Raw genomic sequence first — 21,550 nt, 5'->3', positions numbered from 1 at the left:
CTGCAACCCTGATGCGATGTTGCTTTGTTGGCAGATCGTATTGCGGCCGTGTGACGGTTCCTCATCGCAGTGCAGCAAAGGGCGTTTTCCCTAGACGAACGTCTATGCCGGGCGACGCCTTCGCGGCTGGTTCTTTGATGTCTCGCGGGTTGACCGCGACCGCTCATCCGTCCACTTTCCCGCTAATTCAAAAGAGGAATCCAATGAAAAAGAAACTCTTCGCTGTTGCCGCCGCTGCTGCGGTCTCGCTATCTGCGCCGGCTGCCCATGCCCAACAATTCATCAACATTCTGACCGGCGGGACCTCCGGCGTTTACTATCCGCTCGGTGTCGCGATCGGGAAGATCTACGGCGACAAAATTTCCGGTGTGAAGACACAGGTGCAGGCCACCAAGGCATCGGTCGAAAATCTCAACCTGATCGAGCAGGGCCGCGGCGAACTCGCCTTCACCCTGGGCGACTCGCTCAAGGCCGCGGTCGATGGCGACGAGGAAGCCGGCTTCAAGAAGCCGCTCGGCAAGCTGCGCACCCTCGGCGCGATCTATCCGAACTACATCCAGATCGTCGCCATTGCCGACAGCGGCATCAAGACGCTCGCCGATCTCAAGGGCAAGACGCTCTCCGTCGGCGCGCCGAAATCCGGAACCGAACTCAATGCGCGTGCGATCCTGAAGGCGGCGGGCATGGAGTACAAGGATCTCGGCAAGGTCGAGTATCTGCCGTTCGCCGAATCCGTCGACCTGATGAAGAACCGCCAGCTCAACGCGACGTTGCAGTCGGCGGGCCTCGGCGTCGCGTCGCTGAAGGACCTCTCCAGCTCGGCAGAGATCAATGTCGTCTCGGTGCCGAAGGCCACGGTGGAGAAGATCGGACCTCCGTTCGTTTCCGTTGTGATCCCGGCGGGAACCTATACCGGCCAGAAGGAAGACGTGCCGACCGCGGCGGTGGTGAACTATCTCGTCACCAGCTCGGCGGTGTCCGACGATCTCGCCTATCAGATGACCAAGCTGATCTTCGAGTCGCTGCCGGAAATCGCCAACGCGCATGTTGCCGGCAAGGACATCAAGCTGGAGACGGCTGCGACCGGAAGCCCGGCGCCGCTGCATCCGGGCGCGATCCGCTATTACAAGGAAAAGGGCCTGATCAAGTAAGCGATCAGGAACGGTTATTGGTGATTTGATAGAGACGTCATGCCCGGGCTTGTCCCGGGCATCCACGTCTTAAGAAGTCGATCAGCAAGGCGTAGATGGCCGGGACAAGCTGGCCATGACGAGTTGAGATAGGTGGGCTGAGACGCTGTAAGGCGCGGGGATTTGAGATGTTGCACGAGCACGGCACCGAAGAAAAAGTCAAAGTCGAACTCGACAATTTCGAGCACGGTTTTCCCGAAGGCTTCGGGCCGGGAATGTGGGGCCATCTGGCCTACGTCATCGGAATTGCCTTCGCGGTGTTTCAGCTCATTATCGCGGCGTGGAATTTCCTGCCGAGCCAGGCGGTGCGCGGAATCCATGTCGGCTTTCTGCTGCTGCTGACGTTCGGCCTGATCGCCAACTTCACCGCCAGGACCAATCTCCAGCGTGCCGTGGGCTGGATCATCGGCGGTGTCGGATTTTTCTGCGGCCTCTACCAGTATCTGTTCTACGCCGAACTGATCCAGCGCGACGGCGATCCGACCCGGCTCGATCTCGTGGTCGGCACTGTGCTCGCCGTCCTGATCTTCGAGGGCGTGCGGCGAATGATGGGCCTCGCGCTGCCGCTGATGTGCGGCGCGTGCTTGCTCTACTGGTTCTTCGGGCAGTATCTGCCGGCGCCGCTCAACCATCGCGGTTACGATTTCGACCAGGTTATCACCCATCTGTCCTACGGCACCGAAGGATTCTACGGCGTGCCGATCTACGTGTCGGCCACCTACATCTTCCTCTTCATCCTGTTCGGCTCGTTCCTCGAACGCGCCGGCATGATCAAGCTGTTCACCGATGTCTCGCTCGGCCTGTTCGGCGGCACGCGCGGCGGTCCGGCCAAGGTCGCCGTCGTCGCCTCCGGAATGATGGGCACGATCTCAGGCTCGGGCGTCGCCAACGTCGTCACCGTCGGCCAGTTCACGATTCCGCTGATGATCAAGTTCGGCTACCGCCGCGCGTTCGCTGCGGGCGTCGAGGCCACAGCCTCGATGGGCGGCCAGATCATGCCGCCGGTGATGGGCGCGGTCGCCTTCATCATGGCGGAGACGCTGGGTGTCGATTACTCGGTGATCGTGAAGGCCGCCGTCATTCCGGCGATCCTGTATTTCGCCTCGGCGTTCTGGATGGTGCACCTCGAAGCCGGCAAATACGGCCTCACCGGGATGAAGAAGGACGAGATTCCGAGCGCGATCAAGGCGCTGACCAACGGCTGGTATCTGGTGTTGCCGCTGGCCGCGCTGGTGTTCATGCTGTTCGAGGGATTCACGCCGCTCTATGCCGGTTCGATGGGCCTCGCGCTGACCGTCGCGCTGATCCTCGGCGCCAGCATCGTGCTCGGCTTCTCGAATGTCGCCCTGCGCTATGTATTCTGGATCGGCCTTGCATTGGTCGCGGGATCGCTGTTCCGCAACGGCAGTTCGGTGGACATTCGCTATGTCGCGGCCATCGTCGGCGTGCTCGTTCTCATCGCGGCGCTGACGCGGGGCGGACGCGTCACGCTGACCGCCTGCCGCGACTCGCTGGCGGACAGCGCCAAGTCGGCGCTCACCGTCGGCATGGCCTGCGCCATCGTCGGCACCATCATCGGCATGATGACGCAGACAGGCGTCGGCACCATCTTCGGAAGCTGGGTGATCGGCCTCGGTGAGAAGAGCCTCTTCCTCGCGCTGATTATGACCATGCTGCTGTCGATCCTGCTCGGCACCGGCATTCCGACGATCCCGACCTACATCATCGTTGCGGCGCTGGCGGCGCCTGCGCTCGCCAAGCTCGGGGTGCCGCTGATCATCAGCCACATGTTCGCATTCTACTACGGCATCATGGCCGACCTTTCGCCGCCGGTGGCTCTCGCCGCGCTGGCCGCCGCGCCGATTGCGAAAGAGAATCCCGACAAGATCGGCTGGGAAGCGATGCGCATTGCACTCGCCGGTTATGTGATCCCGTTCATCGCGGTCTATTCGCCCGCGCTGATGCTGCAGAACGGCGATCCGATGCAGGCGCAGTTCGGCTTCTACGGCGCGGTGGCCTATGCCTTCGTCAAGGCGGTTGTCGCCATCGGCCTGTTCGGGATGGTGGCCATCGGCTTCCTGTTCGCACGCATGACGGTGACCGAGCGCGTGGTGTCGTTCATTGCGGCCCTGTGTCTGCTCGGCGAATTCCAGTACAGCGACTGGATCGGCTTTATCGTCGCGGTTGGTGCGGTGATCTGGCAATGGCGCAAGAAGCCGGCGCCGGTTACGGTGGCAGCTTGAGCGTAAATCTCTGAGGTGTCGGTGTGAGTCTGTGTCTTGCCACCGCCGGCGTCGTGAAGTCGCTGGTGGTTGCAGCCTTCACGCTGTCATGGACCCATTCGGTCGAGAAGGTCGAATGGCAGGAGGACTGGCGCGTCACGCCGCAGGGACTCGAGATCATCGAAGCTCGCGTTAAAGGCTCGGGCGCGGGCATGGAGCCGCCGCCCGAAGCACTTCTCAGAAACGGCTGGTTTCGCTGGAAGCCGCAGCTTCCGGTACTGCCCGAGGTCGCGCTGGGAAATTCGGGACTGGCCGGCGAGTGGCGATTGTGCCGCGACGGCGCCTGCCAGGATCTGTCCGCCATTCTCGGCCGTCCGGTGGGCCCTGCCGTCACCACCATGAGCGTGTGCAAGACGGATCAGATCACAAAGGCGCTGGATGCGAAGACGCTGCTGGCGCGCGGCGACGACTTCAATATCAAGGGTGAACTCGACCGCGCCATCGCCGACTACGATGCGGCGCTGAAAGTTGAGCCGGCGCTGGCCGAGGCGCTCAACAGCCGCGGCATGGCCTGGCGCGCCAAGGGCGATCGCCGCCGCGCGCTGTCGGATTTCGATGCTGCGCTCAAGCTGAAGCCGGACTATGAAGCCGCGCGGGCCAACCGCAAAAGCCTGTTCAGCGAGATCGAGCGCCTCGGTGCGCAGATGCCGCTGACCGGAAAGGACAAGAAGCAATAGGGTTGGTGCCGCCATCCTTCGAGGCGCGCAAGTGCTCGCACCTCGGGATGACGGAGCATATCATCATAATGTCGCAGCCTTGGCTGCTTGAACTTGTGGCATCAGGCTGACAATGCTGGTGCCGACAACAAGAAAAGTCCGCTACAATTTGGCGTCCAGGAGTGATCGTAAATGAGTGCCATATCCAACAGCCGCTATGCCGAAGTCCATGCGCGTTCGCTGCGCGATCCTGAAGGATTCTGGGCCGAGGCGGCGCGCGAGATCGACTGGATCGAGCCGGCGAAGAAGGTCTTCGATCCCTCGATGGGGCTTTATGGCCGCTGGTTCGCGGGCGGCGTGGTCAACACCTGCTACAACGCACTGGATCGTCATGTCGCGGGCGGGCGCGCCAATCAGCTCGCGCTGATTCACGACTCGCCGCTGACCAATACCGTTACCAGGTTCACCTACGCTGAACTCCTGCACGAGGTGCAGACCCTCGCCGCCGTGATGCAGGACTTTGGCGTCGTGAAGGGCGACCGCGTCATTCTCTACATGCCGATGGTGCCGGAGGCGATGGTCGCGATGCTGGCCTGCGCGCGGATCGGCGCGATCCACTCCGTGGTGTTCGGCGGCTTCGCGGCGAAGGAACTTGCGACGCGCATCGAGGATGCCGAGCCGAAGCTCATTCTCTCCGCGAGCTGCGGCCTCGAGCCCGGCCGCATCGTCAAGTACAAGCCGCTGCTGGACGAGGCGATCAGTCTCTCAAGCGTGAAGCCGCAGGCCTGCATCATCCTGCAGCGCCCGCAGGAAACCTGCGATCTCGTCAAAGGCCGCGATCACGACTGGGACGAATTGCGCGGCGCCGCCATCAAGGCGAAGAAGTCGGCGGGCTGTGTGCCGGTGCTGGCGACCGATCCGCTGTACATTCTTTATACGTCAGGCACGACCGGAAAGCCGAAGGGCGTGGTGCGCGACAATGGCGGGCATCTCGTCGCGCTGAAATGGTCGATGTTCAATCTCTATGGCGTGAAGCCGGGAGAGGTGTGGTGGTGCGGCTCCGACATCGGCTGGGTGGTCGGCCACAGCTACATCATTTACGGTCCGCTGATCCACGGCGCGACCTCGATCATGTACGAGGGCAAGCCGGTCGGCACGCCGGACGCGGGCGCATTCTGGCGCGTGATCTCGCAGCATGGCGCCGTGGCGTTCTTCACCGCGCCGACCGCATTCCGCGCCATCAAGAAGGAAGATCCGAACGGCGAGTTCATCCGCAAGTACGACCTGTCGAAATTCCGCACGTTGTTTCTTGCCGGCGAGCGCGCCGATCCGCCGACGGTGGAATGGGCCGAGCAGCAGTTGAAGGTGCCGGTGATCGATCACTGGTGGCAGACGGAAACCGGCTGGTGCATCGCGGGCAATCCTGTCGGTCTCGGCACGCTGCCGGTGAAGCACGGCTCGCCCACGGTGCCGATGCCGGGCTATCAGGTCGATGTCGTGGATGAGGCCGCGAAGCCGCTGCCGCCGAATACCATGGGCTCGATCGTGATCAAGCTGCCGCTGCCGCCCGGCAATCTGCCGACGCTGTGGCAGCAGGACGAGCGCTGCAAGGAAGCTTACTTCACTGAGTTTCCCGGTTACTACAAAACCTCCGACGCCGGTTACAAGGACGAGGACGGCTATATCTTCGTGATGGGCCGCACCGACGACATCATCAATGTCGCGGGACATCGTCTCTCCACCGGCGGCATGGAAGAGGTGCTGGCCTCGCATCCCGATGTCGCCGAATGCGCCGTGCTTGGAATTAAGGATTCGGTGAAGGGCGAGGTGCCGTGCGGCTTCCTCGTGCTGAAAGCCGGTGTAACGCGCCCCGTCGCCGAGATCGAGAAGGAGATCGTCGCACTGGTGCGCGAGAAGATCGGCCCCGTCGCGGCATTCAAACTCGCGATCACTGTGGCGCGGCTGCCGAAAACCCGCTCGGGAAAAATCCTGCGCGGCACCATCAAGAAGATCGCCGACCACGAACCGTGGACCATGCCCGCGACCATCGAAGACCCGGCGGTGCTGGACGAAATCAAGACGGCGCTGCAGGGCCGAACCTAACAGGAGACGACAATGAACGAAGACGTCTTCAACACCAGCGTGCGGAAATTTCTCAAGCAGGTCGGCGTCACGTCACAGCGTGAGATCGAAAAGGCGGTCCGCGAGGCGGTCGCTGCCGGCCGCCTGAAGGGCGATGAAAAGCTGCCCGCCAAAATGGTGCTCACGGTGGGCGGGGTCGCGCTCTCCTTTACGGTCGATGGCGACATCGAGCTGGGATAGGCGAAGAACGGCATCGCTTCGCTCGCCTATCCCGGCGATCCATGCCTTGCTTTTGCCGACTGTGGCAGTCAAAGACGTGATGGCCGGGTCGAGTCCGGCCATGACGGAATAATGGCAAACTGGCGTCCACATGAAACTGACCGGACCAACTCTTTTTTTGGTGACTGCGGCCCTGCTGCTGGGAGGCTGCGCCCAGTTCGAACGCAATACCTCGCCGCAGACAACGGTGGATGACGACGCTCTCTGCCGGGCCGAGGGTGAACCCGGTTCGCCGGGTTATGTGGCCTGCCGCAAGAACCGCGACGTCCAGAGCAGCCGGGCTGCGGGCAGCAACTCGCGGATCGAGCGCTCGCACCGCAACCTCGCGGAAGACATGCTCAACAATCCGCGCTAAGGCATGCTGGTGATCACCGGCGCGCAGGATGCCGCGCTTTACCAAGGATACGTCATGGCAGTCAGGGACAGCAACGGCAACGAACTGAAAGAAGGCGATACCGTCGTCGTCATCAAGGATCTGAAGGTCAAGGGCTCGTCCAGCGGCATCAAGCGCGGCACCGTGGTGAAGAACATTCATCTCACCGACAACGAAGACGAGATCGAAGGCCGCACCGACAAGATCAAGGGTCTCGTGCTGCGCACGGAATTCCTCAAGAAGGCGTGATCCTGCGCGCCTCGAAAGCTGAACATGATGATTCTCGCGAAGCGCTATTTTCCCGGCCTCGTCGCTGCAATGCTCGTGCTGACGTTCCTGGCCTTCGAGTCCGCGCAAACCGCGCCGGCGCAGGAGCAGGGCGCTGCGTCGGATGTGCTGAGCAAGGATGCGGTGCTGCGCGACGCCGACAATCCGGTGCTCGGAAATCCGAAGGGCGACATCACCATCGTCGAGTATTTCGATTACCAGTGCCCCTACTGCAAAAAGATCTCGCCGGTCCTCGATCAGGTGATCAACGACGACAAGAATGTGCGGCTGGTGCTGAAGGACTGGCCGATTCTCGGCGATCCGTCGGGATATGCCGCGCGCCTGGTGCTGGCTGCGAAGTATCAGAACAAGTATGAGGCCGCGCACCGCGCGCTGATCGTCAAGGTCGGCCGCCTGACCGAGGCCGCCATCGACGACACGCTGACACAGGCCGGCGTCGATGTCGCCAAGGCCAAGGCCGATCTGGCGGCCAACAAGGCGTCGATCGATGCGCTGCTCAAGCGCAACAGCGAGCAGGCGCAGGCGTTCGGCTTCCGCGGCACGCCCGTCTTCATCGTCGGGACGTTCCGCATCCCCGGCGGCCTGACCGCGGAGCAGTTCAAGCTCGCGATCGCCGATGCGAGGAAGGCTGCGAAGGACGGAGCGGGGAAGTAGGAATGAAAGAATGCGGAAGGCCGCCTTTTAAGCCTTTTTAGGTGGATCGCTCAATTTATCCAGTGCTTTTTTTACCACTGGTTCGACAAGTTTTTGAAGAAAGCTACTGCCCTCATCGACCGGCGTAACGGGTTTCGTTTGATCGTGATTTTCCACCGGATTAGCCAGCAAATTTTGAAAGGCGGACGCCGTTATTGCGTCTGAAAAATTAGGAGCTTCAATTTTAAATCCTGGGAGCGATGCGGCTATCGTATATTTATAAGTATAAAGTGTTTTAAGTCTAAAGACTTCTGCGTACCGGCGAGCCGCGAAAGCGAGCAATAAAAGTGGCGGAACCAAAATAATCGCTTTGCCCAGAAAATTAACGAGATGGAATACACCGAGCGTCATCGCATCTGCCCCCGCTGGGGGGTCTATTCGGGTGGGCTTAATCCATGAATGCTGCTCCAACCAAGGAAAAGCATTGAGAACAATGCCCGCGGCGACAAATAGCAAGGCGATTGATAAAAAGAATAGAAATTGCATCCAGAGTAATTGACGTCCAGCCGCTTTCATTTCGCGAGCAAAACTCTCCGATAGCCCCGACATTGTGGCTTCGCCCAGCACTTCTCTTGATCTATCGCGTAACCTAGCGGCATCGTCCAACAACGAAGTCATTTCAGCGAATAAGCGCCCTTGTTCGTTTTGCCCCATAGTGAGCTGTTTGTTGCGGCTATCCAACTGAGTGCTGAAATCATCGAAGGTCGCTTGGTATTCCCCAACAGCTGTCTTTAATGTTTCAGCATTCGTGTTGATTTCGGTTACACGGCTAATTAGAGCTTCAGCTTGCTGCTTTTGTTCTTCTGCCCGTTGAAGCGCGGTAGTTGCTTCCACCTTCATGGATTCAATTTCCCGATTCTTGGATGCTGCTTCAGAAACAATTTTGTCCAATTGCTTTCTGCTCTCAGCTACGGCGTGGCGAAGTCGATTTAGTTCTCCATAGGCTCGTCGTTGCGCTGACCTAGCCGCATCGATGTAGGAAAATTCGATGCTGAAGCCCCTCTTTTCATTGATTCCAGCCATGGTGCGAATTTGGTAGAGAGCCAAAAGAAGAGATTGGATTGCAGGATAAAGCTCGATGAAAATGGGAGCCAAGTTTATCTGCTGACCTTTTTCGTTACTTGCGGTCATGGCGGCGGCATCTAACGACGCTATTGGATTATCGATCTCAAACGCTTTGATTTGATTGGTGAGCTTCTCTAAAATTCCAAAGACAGCGCTAACGCGCGCCGTGATTTCGTTGACAGTTGAGTCAGGAATCAGCTCGATCGATGCGATGCTTGAGAGATTGTGAGTTAAGCTAACAGCGCCCGTTAGCTTTGTTTCGATTTCTTTGATTGTTGCTGGTGGCGAAAGACTTGGAATCGTTTTCTCCAGATCAAACGCTTCTCTTTGTGGTCCCTCATAAGATGAAAGCGTTTCTACAAACGAATTCCATTCGGCTAGGATTTTTGACGCGCTATCAATACCGGCCTGTAATTGCGGGATGGCCATCTCTGCTCCTAAAATGGAATAGGTTTCAAGAAAGGTCAAAAGCATCCCTGTTTGATGGGGTAAAAGCATTCATAAACTTCTGTTTCTCCGAATCTTCCCACAGCCTTTGCTGAATCAACGAACTTGAATAACGCCTTAGTCTAGTCATGATTGGGTATATATTCCTATTATCTTCCGCCGTCTCATGAGCGGCGGAAGAGCGCAATATGACGACGGTGGAGCGCCGGGAGGCGCAGCGCCAAAGTCATTTGGCGCGCGCGGCCCTCGCAAGGCTGCGCAGGCGACCGATCGCAAGGTTCGCCTCACGGGTGTCTCGCAAGCACCCCGGCGCCTCCCGAGGCTCCATCGCCTTCGCGCATTGGCGCGGGGCACATCACACCTCGGACGCGTTCAATCGCGCCGCGAGATCGCGGCGGCTTGTGAAGAATGATTGCCCCAAACATTCGATGTCATCCCCGCGAAGGCGGGGATCCATAGCCCTGAATTTTCAGATTCTACGCGATGCAGCAACGACGCTCTTGTCGGCACCGATGCAAAGAAGAGTCTGGGTCCCCGCTTTCGCGGGGACGACGATGTAAACGCAGCTTGTTGGGAGCAATTGCTACGGCTTCTCAGCGGGCTTGTCGAAACACTCGGCGACGAACTGCGCCAGATCGCGCCGCTGAATCTTCGCGACCTTCGCGGCGTTGTTGCACTCGATCAGCTTGACCTGTTCGGCGCGGCGCTTCTCGGCGGCTTCGCGAAACTCCGGCGCAACCGTTTTGGGATCGACGATCTTGTCGGCGCGCGCCGATGCGCCGCCAAGTGCGGTCAGGGTTGCGACAAGAAAAAGGAGCGTGACGCGGCTGCGCATCACACTCCTGTACCACTCATCCGGCGGCTGCAACATGCCCCGTTTGGGGCATGGTTAAGCCTACTCGTCTTCGGCCTTCTTGCCGCCGATGGTCTTCAGCTTGGCGAACACGGCGTCGACATTGATGTCGTCACGCTGCTTGTCCGAGATCGGCGAGGCTTCGTGCTCGGCGTCCTTGCGGGTTGTCTCCGAAGCCGGCAGCAGGGTCGCGCCGCCGTATTGCTGGGCGGCGGGCTTTTCCTTGGCCGCGCGCTGAACCTCGAAATCGAGCTCGATCTGCGAGCACAGGCCGAGGGTCACCGGGTCCATCGGCGTCAGGGTCGAGGCGTTCCAGTGGGTGCGGTCGCGCACGCTGGCGATCGTCGTCTTGGTGGTGCCGACAAGGCGCATGATCTGGCTGTCCTTGAGCTCGGGATGATTGCGCACCAGCCAAAGGATTGCGCTCGGCCGCTCATGGCGGCGCGAGACTGGCGTATAGCGCGGGCCCTTCTTCTTCTTGGCTTCCGGCAGAATGACCTTGGATTCGCCGAGCTTGAGGCGATAGTCCGGGTCGGCCTCGCCGCGCTCGATCTCCTCGCGGGAGAGCTGGCCGGTCGAAATCGGGTCCATGCCCTTGATGCCCTGCGCGGCGTCGCCGTCGGCGATGGCGCGAATTTCGAGCGGATGCATCTTGGTGAACTCGGCCACCTGGTCAAACGTCAGCGCGGTGTTATCAACCAGCCACACGGCAGTCGCCTTCGGCATCAGCGGTGCATTGCTCATGGCAAATCTCCTTTACGCTTCGCCCGCCAGATTTTTTGGGGGGTAAAGCCGTCTGGTCATCGGTGATGACGGGAATTCGTCCCTATATAGTCTGCCGAGGGCAGGCCGTTCAATGGTTTTGATCGCCCTTGACAGAACGGGGAAGGCAGCCCCAAGTCCCCTTTAACGGTTCCGAAAACCCTTGATTCCGGCTCAAAATGACCCCTGACGCTCAAAAACCGCAGCTTTCAGTCGTGCTTTGTTCCCCCCGAGGCTTCTGCGCCGGGGTGGTCCGGGCCATCGATACGGTGGAACGTGCGCTGAAGCTCTATGGCGCACCGGTCTATGTGCGTCACGAAATCGTGCATAACCGCTATGTGGTGGAAAGCCTGCGCGAAAAGGGCGCGATTTTCGTCGCGGAACTGGACGAAATTCCTCAGACCAGCGCGCCGGTGGTGTTTTCCGCCCATGGCGTGCCGAAGGCCATTCCAAACGAGGCCGACAAGCGCAATTTCTTCACCCTGGACGCGACCTGCCCGCTGGTGACCAAGGTTCACCGCGAGGCGGCGATCCATTTCAAGCGCGGCCGTGAAATCATCCTGATCGGCCATGCCGGGCATCCCGAAGTGGTCGGCACGCTGGGCCAGTTGCCGAAGGGCGCGGTCGTTCTGATCGAAACCATGGATGCGGCGCGCACCTTCCAGCCGAAGGATGCCTCCAAGCTCGCCTTCGTGACGCAGACCACGCTGTCGATCGACGACACCGCGGAAATCGTCGCCGTGCTGAAGGAGCGCTTCCCGGACATCGACGGCCCGCACAAGGAAGACATCTGCTACGCCACCACCAACCGCCAGCTCGCGGTGAAGAAGGTTGCGCCGCAGGTCGAAGCCATGATCGTGGTTGGCTCGCCGAACTCGTCGAACTCGCAGCGCCTGCGTGAGGTTGCCGAGCGCGAAGGCTGCAAGGTCTCCGTGCTGGTGCAGCGCGCGTCGGAACTCGACTGGTCGAAGTTCGAAGGCATCAAGACCCTCGGCATCACCGCCGGCGCATCGGCGCCGGAGGTCATCGTCGAGGAAATCATGGATGCGTTCGCGGCCCACTATCATCTGAAGGTGGAGACTGTGTCGGCGGCGATGGAAAACGAATTCTTCCCGCTGCCGCGCCCGCTGCGGAACGACGCGGCGGAATAGGCGTGACATGGCGGTTTACACCGACGTCACCGCCGAAGAGCTTGCGGATTTTCTCATCCCTTACGGAATAGGCGACCTGCTGTCCTACAAGGGCATCGCCGAAGGCGTGGAGAATTCCAACTATCTGGTTCATACCAGCGGCGGCTCCTACATCCTGACCCTGTACGAGAAGCGCGTCGCGAAAAACGACCTGCCGTTTTTCCTCGGACTGATGGGCCATCTGGCGGCCCATAACATCACCTGTCCGCAGCCGGTGCTGAACAGGAGCGGCGAGGCGCTGGGCACCCTTGCCGGGCGCCCGGCGGCGATTATCACCTTCCTTGAAGGGATGTGGCCGCGCCGCCCGAGTGCGACCCATTGCGCCGGCGTCGGCCAGGCGCTGGCGAAGATGCATCTGGCCGGTGCGGATTTTCCCATGACGCGCCCCAATGCGCTGTCGGTGAAGGACTGGCGGCCGCTGTTCGATCAGGCTGCTGATCGTGCGAACGATGTGCATCACGGCTTGCGCGCCTTGCTCGGCAATGAACTCGATCACCTCGAGAAACGTTGGCCAAGCGATCTTCCGAAGGGTGTGATCCATGCCGACCTGTTTCCGGACAACGTGTTCTTTCTTGGTGACAAGCTGTCGGGCCTGATCGACTTCTATTTCGCCTGCAACGACATGCTCGCATACGACGTCGCGATTTGCGTGAATGCGTGGTGTTTCGAGTCCGATCACTCCTTCAACGTCACCAAGGCGCGGGCTTTCCTCAATGCCTATGCCCGCGAGCGCAAGCTCTCCACCGAAGAGCAGGACGCGCTGCCGCTGCTGGCGCGGGGTGCGGCGATGCGTTTCCTGCTGACGCGCCTTGTCGACTGGCTCAACGTGCCGCCCGGCGCGCTGGTCAAGCCGAAGGACCCGCTGGAATATGTCCGCAAGCTGCGTTTCCACCAGAGTGTGAAGAGCATGCGCGATTACGGCGTCGAGCAATCCGGGATTGTCGCGTGAGCGAGTCCGGTCTTCCGCATGTCACGATCTTCACCGATGGCGCGTGCTCCGGAAATCCGGGGCCGGGCGGCTGGGGCGCGATCCTGCGTTTCGGCGATGTCGAGAAGGAATTGAAGGGCGGCGAGAATCCATCCACCAACAACCGCATGGAATTGATGGCGGCGATCTCGGCGCTTGAGGCATTGAAGAAGCCGGCGTCAGTGGATCTGACCACCGACAGCCAGTATGTCCGTCAGGGCATCACAAGCTGGATTCACAACTGGAAGCGCAACGGCTGGAAGACCGCCGACAAGAAGCCGGTGAAGAATGCCGATCTCTGGCAGCGGCTCGATGCCGCGCTGAAGGCCCACAAGGTCCGCTGGCACTGGATCAAGGGCCATGCCGGCCACGCCGAGAACGAGCGCGCGGACCAGTTGGCGCGGGAGGGGCTGGCGGAAAATCGTTGAGGGTCAAGGGAAGTGTAGTTTTTCCCGGCGTCGTCCCCGCTTTCGCGGGGACGACATCTCGTGTGTTTCGGCTCTCGCGGAAAGACGCTTGCCTCAAAGCTGCGACAGCAGGGTGTCGCCGCCGGATACTTCCACCTTGCCGGGGTTCGTCTCGAGATTGAAAATCTTCACCGTGCCGTCTTCCACCAGCATCGAATAGCGCTTGGAGCGGATGCCGAGTCCGTTGCCGGAAGCGTCGAGCTCCATTCCGATCGCCTTGGTGAAGTCGGCGTTGCCGTCGGCGAGGAAAATCGCCTCATCGCGCTGGTCGGTGTCGCGCTTCCAGGCGCTCATGACGAAGGCATCGTTGACCGATACGACGGCGATGGTGTCGACGCCCTTGTCCTTCAAGGCATAGGCGTTGAGGAAAATGCTCGGCATGTGCATCTTGTGGCAGGTGCCGGTGTAGGCGCCGGGGACGGCGAACAGCGCGACCTTCTTGCCCTTGAAAATATCGTCGGTGGTTTTGACCTGCGGGCCCTCCGCGGTCATGACACGAAACTTGGCCTCTGGCAGCTTGTCGCCAACTTTGATGGTCATCGGTGTTCTCCGTGAGATCGGTGCAGTGTCATAGCGCGGTTTCCGCAAGGGTGGGAACCGGTTTTGCGAATGGGAGACGCGCAATTTGTCGGTAAACTGCGCCTGCTGCGGTGCGCTCTCAGTCGGCCTTCGGTGGCAAGGGGGCATTGACCTCGTAAGCGCCGCTGGGTCCCGCGACCGTCAGCTTCAGGATCGCGCCTTCGGGCGTCGCACCCGGAGGAAGCCCCTCAAGTTCGAAGGCGAAACGCAGGAGGCCGTCCGCCTCGCGCCTGATCAGCTTCGGCACCGGCAACGCCCAGTCCGGCGTCGGACCTTCGGCAAAGAGCTGAACCTCCCTGTCCTTGTGGGTTGCGCTCTTCTCGTCCAGAGCCACATCGACCAGCACCAGCTTGCCGTCGCGCCGGATCTCGCGGATGGAGACCGGTGTCGTGTCACCGACCTTGGCGGGCTTCGGCACGGTTTCGAGCGCCGCGGCGATGGCGCTGTCTTCGGTGCTGGCGACGCTGACAAATCCAAGTTCGGCGTTGGCTTCGACCGGGATGCAAAGTTTTTCGCACACCGCGTAGCTGATCCTCGCGCGCAGCGTCACCGGCTTGTCAGGACTCTTTGCAATGATCCGCAGCGGCAGCAGCACCTGGTTGTTGTAGCCGAATGAAATTCCTCCGGCGCCGTCGGGGAATTTCATCGGAACGGGCCAGAGAATTTTGACGGAGTCGATGTTGTCGGACTTCGAAAAATCGATCCGCGGCGGCACGCCGGAATCTCCCGGCGTGCGCCAGTAGGTTTTCCAGCCCGGCTGGAGCTGGAAGCTGATGCCGCCGAGCAGCACGTTGCCGCTGCGCGAACCGGCGATCAGCCGGACGGACGAATACGTGTCTTTGATCCATGGCGAGGCGTCATCCGCGCGCGCGGATAATGGCGCGAGGCAGGCCATCGCAGTGAGAGCAATGCCGGAGGCTGTTCGAACGGGAACCAAGAGTGTCATCAGACGTCCTTACAGGGTGGTATCCCTGTGAACCATTGAATTGCCTGTGATCCGGTCTTTTTCGCGACCAAATGCTGCATGTTGCAGCCGCCCGGCGCGGCTTGATTGACAGAACTGGCACCCAATATCAGGATGGATGAACAGTACGAGAGTCGTTGCGATGAAGGCCACGCGCAAGAAGACCGAAAAGACTGCCGGTGGCCAGATCCTGGCCGAAGGCGAGATGTCGGGCGCCGGTTATCTCGACGGTCAGTTGCTGATCGCCATGCCTGTGATGGATGATGAGCGCTTTGCCCGCTCGGTGATCTACCTGTGTGCCCATTCGTCCGAAGGCGCCATGGGCATCATCGTCAATCGTCCGGCCGGAAGCATCGATTTTCCGCAGCTGCTGGTGCAGCTCGACATCATCAACAAGGCCGATCAGATCAAGCTGCCCGGCAGCGCCGAGGAGATGAAGGTCCTGAAAGGCGGGCCGGTCGATACCGGCCGTGGCTTCGTGCTTCATTCGAGCGACTTCTTCATCAAGGATGCGACGCTGCCGATCGATGACGGAATCTGCCTTACCGCCACGCTCGACATCTTGAAGGCCATCGCGGCCGGCGCCGGACCCAAACATGCCATTCTGGCGCTGGGTTATGCCGGCTGGGCGCCCGGCCAGTTAGAGAACGAGATCCAGCACAACGGCTGGCTGCATTGTCCCGCCGATCCCGATCTGATTTTCGGGCCGGACGCCGAGGACAAGTATCAACGCGCACTCGAAAAGATCGGCATCGATCTGGCGATGCTGTCGAACGAAGCTGGGCACGCTTAAGCGAGAAAACCTTTATGCCGTCTCGGGTCCGGGCATGGCAGCAGGCGCTGTCGTTGTCGCGGGCGGCGGTGTCGGCGTTGTGATGTTGCGGATGCTTTGCCGGCGGTTGCGCGGCTGCTGAACCTTTTCGCCGGTCAGCAGGCGGAGGCTGGCGTCGGCGTCCATCGGCTCGCCGAAGGCAAAGCCCTGCGCGTATTCGCAGCCGAGCTGGAACAGCTCGACGGCGTCGGAATCGGTTTCCGCGCCCTCGGCCACAACTTCCATGTCGAGATCGTGCGCCAGCGCGATGATCGACTTGAGCAACACCGGACGCGCGCCGCGGCTCGAGGTGCGCACGAACGACTGGTCGATCTTGATGGTGTCGAACGGGAAGCGTTGCAGATAGGCCAGCGATGAATGGCCGGTGCCGAAGTCGTCCAGCGACAGGCCGACGCCGAGCTCCTTGATCCGGTGCAGCATCTGCGCGGCGTGCTCGGGATTTTCCATCACGAGGGATTCGGTCAGCTCCAGCTTGAGCGAGCCGCGCGCCACGGCGGAGCGTGACATCACGCCGCGTACGTCGTGGATGAGGTCATGACGCAGCAACTGCCGCGACGAGACATTCACGCTGGCGAAGATCGGCTGGCGCGAGCGCACGGTGCGCTGCCAGATCGCAAGCTGCTTCGCCGTGGTGTCCATCACGAACAGCCCGAGCTCGACAATCAGGCCGATCTCCTCCGCGATGGAGATGAACTCCGACGGCGACATGCGGCCGAGCTTGGGGTGATCCCAGCGCGCCAGCGCCTCGAAGCCCGCGATGCTGCGGTCTTCCAGCCGGACGATGGGCTGGTAGAGAATGGTGATTTCCTGCCGCTCGATGGCGCGGCGCAGCTCGGATTCCAGCGCGAGGCGGTCGGTCTTGCGTGCGCGCATGGCCGGTTTGTAGACGTCGATGCGGTCGCCGCCGATGCGCTTGGAATGATACATCGCAAGCTCGGCGTCCTTGATGATCTCCTCGGTCAGCGGGACCTGCGGATCGCTCAATGCGAGGCCGATCGATGCGGTGAGGAAAATCTCGCGGCCGTCGAAAGCGATCGGCGCCCGGATCGTCTTGCGGAGGGTTTCTGCAAACGCCGTGATCCGCGCCGGTTCGTGCTCCGAGGTCAGGATCAGTCCGAACTGGTCGCCGGCCAGACGCGCCAGCGTGTCCTGGGGTTTAAGGATGCGGGCGAGACGGCGCGCCAGCGTCAGCAGGATCGAGTCGCCGACAGCGATGCCGACGGAGTCGTTGACCTGCTTGAAGCGGTCGAGATCGATCACCATCACGGTGGGGCGCAGGTTCGGCGTGGTCTTGGCGAACATCGACACCGCGCCGAGGCGATCGATGAAGAGCTGCCGGTTCGGAAGGCCGGTGAGATTGTCATGCACCGAATCGTGGAGCAGCCGTTCTTCGGAATTCTTGATTTCGGTGACGTCGGTCAGCGTGCCGACCACGCGCGAGACTTCGCCGTCCGAGCCGACCACCGGGCGCGCCTTGAGCGCGAACCACATGAAGTGCCCGTCGGGCGTGCGCAGCCGGAAGTCCTGTACGAGACGGCCGCGGCGCTGATCGAGCACGCTGTCGAGCGCGGCGCGGAAGCGGTCCTGATCCAACGGGTGAAGCACCTCGAGCCATTTGGCGGCGGGGCCTTCCAGCGTGCCGCGTTTGAGGCCGAGCAGCACTTCGGTTTCGGGACTGGTGAACACCTTGTCCGCCGATACATCCCAGTCCCAGATCAGATCGCCGGAGCCGGTCAGCGCCAGCGCGCGGCGCTCCACGTCGGAGACGACGCCGTTGGTGGCGCCGCCGCCTGCGAAGGCATGCTGCATCACCGTGAAGCCGATCAGCATCACGATCAGCACAAGGCCGCCGAGCAATGCAGGTCCGACGATATCGTTGGTGACCGCGCCGGCAATGGTCATGCCTGCGGCGGCGACCCAGACCATCAGCAGGAACCAGGTCGGGATCAGCAGCACCGCGCGGTCGAATCCGTGGGTCGAGAGGTAGACAATCAGTGCGAAGCCGAACACCGCAATCAGCGCCAGCGAGATGCGCGCGATGCCGGATGCGACGGCGGGATCGAACAGGGCGAGCGCGACCAGCGCGCCGAGGAACACCAGCCAGCCTATGGTGATGTGAGAGTAGCGCACATGCCAGCGCGACAGGTTGAGATAGGCAAACAGAAACACCAGCAGCGTCGCTGCCAGCATCGCCTCGCCGGACGCGCGCCATACGCGCTCCGCACCGGCGGACATGTCGAACACCTTGCCCCAGAATCCGAAGTCGACGCCGATGTAAACGAGAACCGCCCATGCGAGCGCCGCCGCAGCCGGGAACATGATGCTGCCCTTGACCACAAACAGGATGGTCAGCACCAGCGCGAGCAATCCGGAGATGCCGATGACGATGCCCTGATAGAGCGTGAATGAGTTGACCTTGTCCTTGAAGGCTTCCGGCTCCCACAGATAGAGCTGCGGAATCTTGTCGGTGCGCAGTTCCGCGACGAAGGTGATCACGGCGCCGGGATCGAGGGTGATGCGGAACACGTCCGCTGTCGGGTTCTCCTGGCGCTCGGGACGGTCGCCGGTCGAGGGCGTGATCGAAGCGACGCGCGACAGGCCGAGATCCGGCCACAGCAGTCCCGACGAGACGATGCGGTAATGCGGCACGACGATCAGGCGGTCGAGCTGATCGTCGGTGTTGTTGGTGAGCGCGAACACGACCCAGTTTTGGCCGCCTTCGCGCGCGCGCACTTCGATGCGCCGGACGATGCCGTCGGTGCCGGGCGCGGTGGAGACCTGGATGCGGTCGGTGTCGCTGCGCTGGAATTCAAGCACGCCGGTCAGGTCGATCGCGGGCGCGTCGCTGCGGACGCTGATCGCGTCGAGCGCATGCGCCGGCTGCGCGGCGGCGAACAGGGTCAAGCTCAGCAGTAATGAGAGCGCTGCGGCCCGAAGCGAACTTCGAATGTGAAACACTTGCAGCGCGAAGCCTCTGATCGAGCGCAAAGTCAGCTCTCCGCGTGGGGACCGGCGGGGTTAACAGGACCCGCCGGTAGGAACGCGATAAATGCCACGAATATGAAGCAAATCAAAGGGTTTCGATGGGTTCCCCGGCCTTAAACCGTGAGCACAATTTTGCCTATATGTTGACTGGATTCCATTCGTGCATGGGCTTTTGAGGCGTCTTTCAGCGGGAACGTGCTGTCCATCAGGGGTTTGACGCGTCCGTCCGCAAGCCAAGGCATTGCCTTGGCCTCAATTGCGCTGACCATCGCCGCCTTGTCCGCGACAGTGCGCGGGCGCAGCGTCGAGCCGGTATGGTGCAGCCGCTTCATCATCAGCTTGGCGAAGTTCGGCGTCGCCTTCGAGCCGCCGAGGAATGCGATCTGGACAATCCGGCCTTCGACGGCCGCGGCTTCATAGTTACGGTCGATGTAGTCGCCGCCGACCATGTCGAGGATGACGTCGACGCCGACGCCGTCGGTCAGCGCCTTCGTCCTGGCGACGAAATCGTCGGTCTTGTAGTTGATCGCGGCATCCGCGCCGAGCTTGAGGCACGCATCGACCTTGTCCTGTCCGCCGACGGTGACGAACACTTTCGCGCCGTGCGCCTTCGCCATCTGGATCGCCATGGTGCCGATGCCGGATGAGCCGCCGTGGATCAGCAGTGTCTCGCCGGGCTTCAATCCGCCGCGCTCGAACACATTGTGCCAGACCGTCATCAGCGTTTCGGCGACAGCGCCGGCTTCCGTCATCGAAAACCCTTTCGGCACCGACATCGCGTGGCTTTCATGGGTGAGACAGTATTCGGCGTAGCCGCCGCCTGCGACCAGCGACATCACCTTGTCGCCGATCTTGCGTTTGGTGACGCCTTCGCCGAGCGCGACCACTTCGCCGGCGACTTCAAGACCTGGAAGATCGCTCGCGCCGGGAGGCACGGGATACAGTCCCATGCGCTGCAACACGTCGGGACGATTGACGCCCGCGGCTTCCACCTTGATGAGGATTTCATTCGGTCCCGGCTTCGGCACCGGCCGCTGTTCCGGCACGAGCACTTCGGGTCCACCGGGCTTGGAAATCGCGATGGCGGTCATTTGTGCGGGCAGCTTGTCCATGATGTGTCCTTGCGGCGGATGGCGGGGAATGAAAGATGTCAGGCGATGACGCAGCTATAATCGGGCGAACGGGAGGAGGGAAGCATGGCCAGTGATGACGACGACAAGCCGCGAAAGAAAGTCACCCACGAACTGGGACAGGATCTGTCGCTGCTGTCGTTCGAGGACATCGAGGATCGCATCGCAGCACTCACGTCCGAGATCGAGCGGCTGAAAGCCGATGCCGCCAAGAAGCGCGCCAGCCGCGACGCCGCCAACGCCTTCTTCAAATCGTGAACTCTGGTCCGGTCGTTAAACGCAGGTTCCGCAATTGCAAAGGAACCGTAAAGGAAATCCTTCATTTACGGCGTATTAAGCTTTCGGGAGTATGACTGCAATTGTCCTTGTTTGGACACCGAGTGGCTCCTGTCACTCTGTTTGACGCCTCCCTGTTATCAACTTTCAAAAGCCGCCGGAAACGGCGGCTCTTTTTTGTTCAGGTTGATACTTTCGCCGGGGCCGTTTCCCCGCACCCGGCATCCGGCTGGAAACCATATCTCCTCATTGTTACGTGGCATGGCTGGACTCCCGGTCGCGGGCGCGCAATGATTTGTTCATCATAAAAAAATCAGCGAACCAACTGCGTGAGGCGTTAACCATGTCCGACCAGGGCGAAGCCGATCTCGTTCTCTTGAGCGAACGGATCACCAATTCACCGGCCTTCGGGACCCTGTTCAGGGAGGGCATGGATCTTGTCGAAGAGACCGCGGCCTATCTGGACGGACCGGGCCGCACCGAGGCCAAGGCGCTGGAGCGCTCGGTGAGCCTGAGCTACGCCACCGAAAGCATGCGGCTGACGACGCGCCTGATGCAACTCGCATCGTGGCTGTTGCTGCATCGCGCGGTCAAGGAAGGCGAGATGACGCTGCACCAGGCCAATCGCGAAAAGACCAAGGTCAAGCTGACCGCGGCCGATCCGGGTCCGGAAGATATCATCTCCAAGCTGCCGACGCGCCTGCAGGACCTTGTCGCGCGCTCGATGGCGCTGCAATCGAAGGTGCGCCGGCTCGATGCCACGATTCACACGCCGGCGTCCGAGCATCTGGCGATCGGCAATCCGCTGGTGCCGCAGATGAACATGCTGAAGGCGGCCTTCGAGCGCCGCTAGGCCGGTCAAGCCAGAAACAAAAAACGCCCCTGCGAAAGCGGGGGCGTTTTGGTATCGAACGGGACATTCCGGGAAGGATCAATCCTTCTTGAGGAACCCCGAAAACTTCTTCTGGAAGCGCGAAACGCGGCCGCCGCGATCGAGGATCTGCTGGGTGCCGCCGGTCCAGGCCGGGTGCGACTTCGAGTCAATATCGAGGTTCAGCGTGTCGCCTTCCTTGCCGTAGGTCGAGCGGGTCAGGTACTCGGTCCCGTCGGTCATGACGACCTTAATTGTATGATAATCCGGGTGAATTTCGGCTTTCATGGCAAATCCTCTGGCGCCGCGCGCCCACAGA

At 61.2% G+C, this 21,550-nt stretch carries 22 protein-coding genes; 14 read left to right on the top strand and 8 right to left on the bottom strand.

All coding sequences use genetic code 11. The features are described 5' to 3' along the window. Positions 1-203: 203 nt before the first annotated feature. The 8 genes from AC1Q67_RS15770 (at position 204) to AC1Q67_RS15735 (ending at position 7,804) form a co-directional block, all read left to right on the top strand. Complete coding sequence (locus tag AC1Q67_RS15770; RefSeq protein WP_492236264.1) at positions 204-1,151, top strand: TAXI family TRAP transporter solute-binding subunit; 948 nt, start codon at positions 204-206, stop codon at positions 1,149-1,151. Between the two features lie 167 nt (positions 1,152-1,318). Then, positions 1,319-3,433, top strand: a complete 2,115-nt coding sequence (locus tag AC1Q67_RS15765) for a TRAP transporter permease (RefSeq protein WP_492236263.1) — start codon at positions 1,319-1,321, stop codon at positions 3,431-3,433. A gap of 23 nt (positions 3,434-3,456) precedes the next feature. Next, positions 3,457-4,149, top strand: a complete 693-nt coding sequence (locus AC1Q67_RS15760; protein WP_492236262.1) for a DUF1850 domain-containing protein — start codon at positions 3,457-3,459, stop codon at positions 4,147-4,149. A 171-nt stretch (positions 4,150-4,320) separates the two neighbouring features. Next, entirely contained in the window at positions 4,321-6,231 is a 1,911-nt protein-coding gene (locus tag AC1Q67_RS15755) for a propionyl-CoA synthetase (protein ID WP_492236261.1), read from the top strand. A 12-nt stretch (positions 6,232-6,243) separates the two neighbouring features. Then, on the top strand, positions 6,244-6,450 hold the full coding sequence (locus tag AC1Q67_RS15750; protein ID WP_492236260.1) for a DUF6494 family protein: 207 nt from the start codon (positions 6,244-6,246) through the stop codon (positions 6,448-6,450). A 130-nt stretch (positions 6,451-6,580) separates the two neighbouring features. Further along, complete coding sequence (locus AC1Q67_RS15745; RefSeq protein ID WP_024577317.1) at positions 6,581-6,844, top strand: hypothetical protein; 264 nt, start codon at positions 6,581-6,583, stop codon at positions 6,842-6,844. A gap of 54 nt (positions 6,845-6,898) precedes the next feature. After that, positions 6,899-7,111 carry an alkylphosphonate utilization protein gene (locus AC1Q67_RS15740; RefSeq protein WP_492236259.1) on the top strand — a complete coding sequence of 71 codons (213 nt, stop codon included), beginning with the start codon at positions 6,899-6,901 and terminating at the stop codon, positions 7,109-7,111. Positions 7,112-7,138: 27 nt separating this feature from the next. Next, a complete protein-coding gene (locus AC1Q67_RS15735) occupies positions 7,139-7,804 on the top strand; it encodes a DsbA family protein (RefSeq protein WP_492236472.1) in 666 nt (221 codons plus the stop codon). Between the two features lie 27 nt (positions 7,805-7,831). Here the strand turns inward: AC1Q67_RS15735 and AC1Q67_RS15730 are convergent, their stop codons facing one another. The 3 genes from AC1Q67_RS15730 to AC1Q67_RS15720 form a co-directional block, all read right to left on the bottom strand. Further along, on the bottom strand, positions 7,832-9,406 hold the full coding sequence (locus AC1Q67_RS15730) for a hypothetical protein (RefSeq protein WP_492236258.1): 1,575 nt from the start codon (positions 9,404-9,406) through the stop codon (positions 7,832-7,834). Between the two features lie 532 nt (positions 9,407-9,938). Further along, entirely contained in the window at positions 9,939-10,190 is a 252-nt protein-coding gene (locus AC1Q67_RS15725) for a hypothetical protein (RefSeq protein WP_024577320.1), read from the bottom strand. Positions 10,191-10,250: 60 nt separating this feature from the next. Further along, positions 10,251-10,952 carry a DUF1013 domain-containing protein gene (locus AC1Q67_RS15720; RefSeq protein WP_024577321.1) on the bottom strand — a complete coding sequence of 234 codons (702 nt, stop codon included), beginning with the start codon at positions 10,950-10,952 and terminating at the stop codon, positions 10,251-10,253. Positions 10,953-11,149: 197 nt separating this feature from the next. On the opposite strand from AC1Q67_RS15720, the gene ispH reads away from it, so the two are divergent. The 3 genes from ispH to rnhA are packed head-to-tail and all read left to right on the top strand — an operon-like array spanning position 11,150 to position 13,555. Beyond that, positions 11,150-12,121, top strand: a complete 972-nt coding sequence (gene ispH / locus AC1Q67_RS15715) for a 4-hydroxy-3-methylbut-2-enyl diphosphate reductase (protein ID WP_024577322.1) — start codon at positions 11,150-11,152, stop codon at positions 12,119-12,121. Between the two features lie 7 nt (positions 12,122-12,128). Beyond that, positions 12,129-13,109 (top strand): homoserine kinase, encoded by a 981-nt coding sequence (locus tag AC1Q67_RS15710; protein ID WP_492236257.1) that lies wholly within the window; start codon positions 12,129-12,131, stop codon positions 13,107-13,109. After that, on the top strand, positions 13,106-13,555 hold the full coding sequence (gene rnhA, locus AC1Q67_RS15705) for a ribonuclease HI (RefSeq protein ID WP_492236256.1): 450 nt from the start codon (positions 13,106-13,108) through the stop codon (positions 13,553-13,555). Before AC1Q67_RS15710 ends, rnhA begins: the two co-directional genes overlap by 4 nt. Positions 13,556-13,648: 93 nt before the next feature. On the opposite strand, the gene AC1Q67_RS15700 is transcribed toward rnhA, so the two are convergent. Together AC1Q67_RS15700 and AC1Q67_RS15695 are read right to left on the bottom strand one after the other, a co-directional pair. After that, positions 13,649-14,134: a peroxiredoxin gene (locus tag AC1Q67_RS15700; RefSeq protein WP_492236255.1), complete on the bottom strand. Its 486-nt coding sequence runs from the start codon at positions 14,132-14,134 to the stop codon at positions 13,649-13,651. A gap of 118 nt (positions 14,135-14,252) precedes the next feature. Continuing rightward, positions 14,253-15,119, bottom strand: coding sequence for a protein-disulfide reductase DsbD domain-containing protein (locus AC1Q67_RS15695; protein ID WP_492236254.1), 867 nt, complete (start codon positions 15,117-15,119; stop codon positions 14,253-14,255). A 160-nt stretch (positions 15,120-15,279) separates the two neighbouring features. Between AC1Q67_RS15695 and AC1Q67_RS15690 the strand changes: the two genes are divergently transcribed. Next, positions 15,280-15,930, top strand: a complete 651-nt coding sequence (locus AC1Q67_RS15690; protein WP_024577327.1) for a YqgE/AlgH family protein — start codon at positions 15,280-15,282, stop codon at positions 15,928-15,930. 12 nt (positions 15,931-15,942) lie between these two features. On the opposite strand, the gene AC1Q67_RS15685 is transcribed toward AC1Q67_RS15690, so the two are convergent. Together AC1Q67_RS15685 and AC1Q67_RS15680 are read right to left on the bottom strand one after the other, a co-directional pair. Next, positions 15,943-18,957, bottom strand: coding sequence for an EAL domain-containing protein (locus AC1Q67_RS15685; protein WP_492236253.1), 3,015 nt, complete (start codon positions 18,955-18,957; stop codon positions 15,943-15,945). Positions 18,958-19,067: 110 nt separating this feature from the next. Then, complete coding sequence (locus AC1Q67_RS15680) at positions 19,068-20,066, bottom strand: NAD(P)H-quinone oxidoreductase (RefSeq protein WP_024578168.1); 999 nt, start codon at positions 20,064-20,066, stop codon at positions 19,068-19,070. An 84-nt stretch (positions 20,067-20,150) separates the two neighbouring features. On the opposite strand from AC1Q67_RS15680, the gene AC1Q67_RS15675 reads away from it, so the two are divergent. Both AC1Q67_RS15675 and rcdA read left to right on the top strand, forming a co-directional pair. Then, positions 20,151-20,342 (top strand): DUF1192 domain-containing protein, encoded by a 192-nt coding sequence (locus AC1Q67_RS15675; RefSeq protein ID WP_024577023.1) that lies wholly within the window; start codon positions 20,151-20,153, stop codon positions 20,340-20,342. A 361-nt stretch (positions 20,343-20,703) separates the two neighbouring features. Continuing rightward, the gene (gene rcdA / locus AC1Q67_RS15670) at positions 20,704-21,213 is read left to right on the top strand and encodes a protease adaptor protein RcdA (protein ID WP_024577022.1); all 510 of its coding nucleotides are present in this window, start codon (positions 20,704-20,706) and stop codon (positions 21,211-21,213) included. A 78-nt stretch (positions 21,214-21,291) separates the two neighbouring features. Here the strand turns inward: rcdA and rpmE are convergent, their stop codons facing one another. After that, entirely contained in the window at positions 21,292-21,519 is a 228-nt protein-coding gene (rpmE, locus tag AC1Q67_RS15665; protein ID WP_002717151.1) for a 50S ribosomal protein L31, read from the bottom strand. Between the last annotated feature and the right edge of the window lie 31 nt (positions 21,520-21,550).

The organism is Afipia sp. GW823-FHT06G09 (assembly GCF_058794875.1).
The sequence above is the reverse complement of the archived record's forward strand: the minus strand, read 5'-3'. Positions and strand labels throughout refer to the sequence as shown.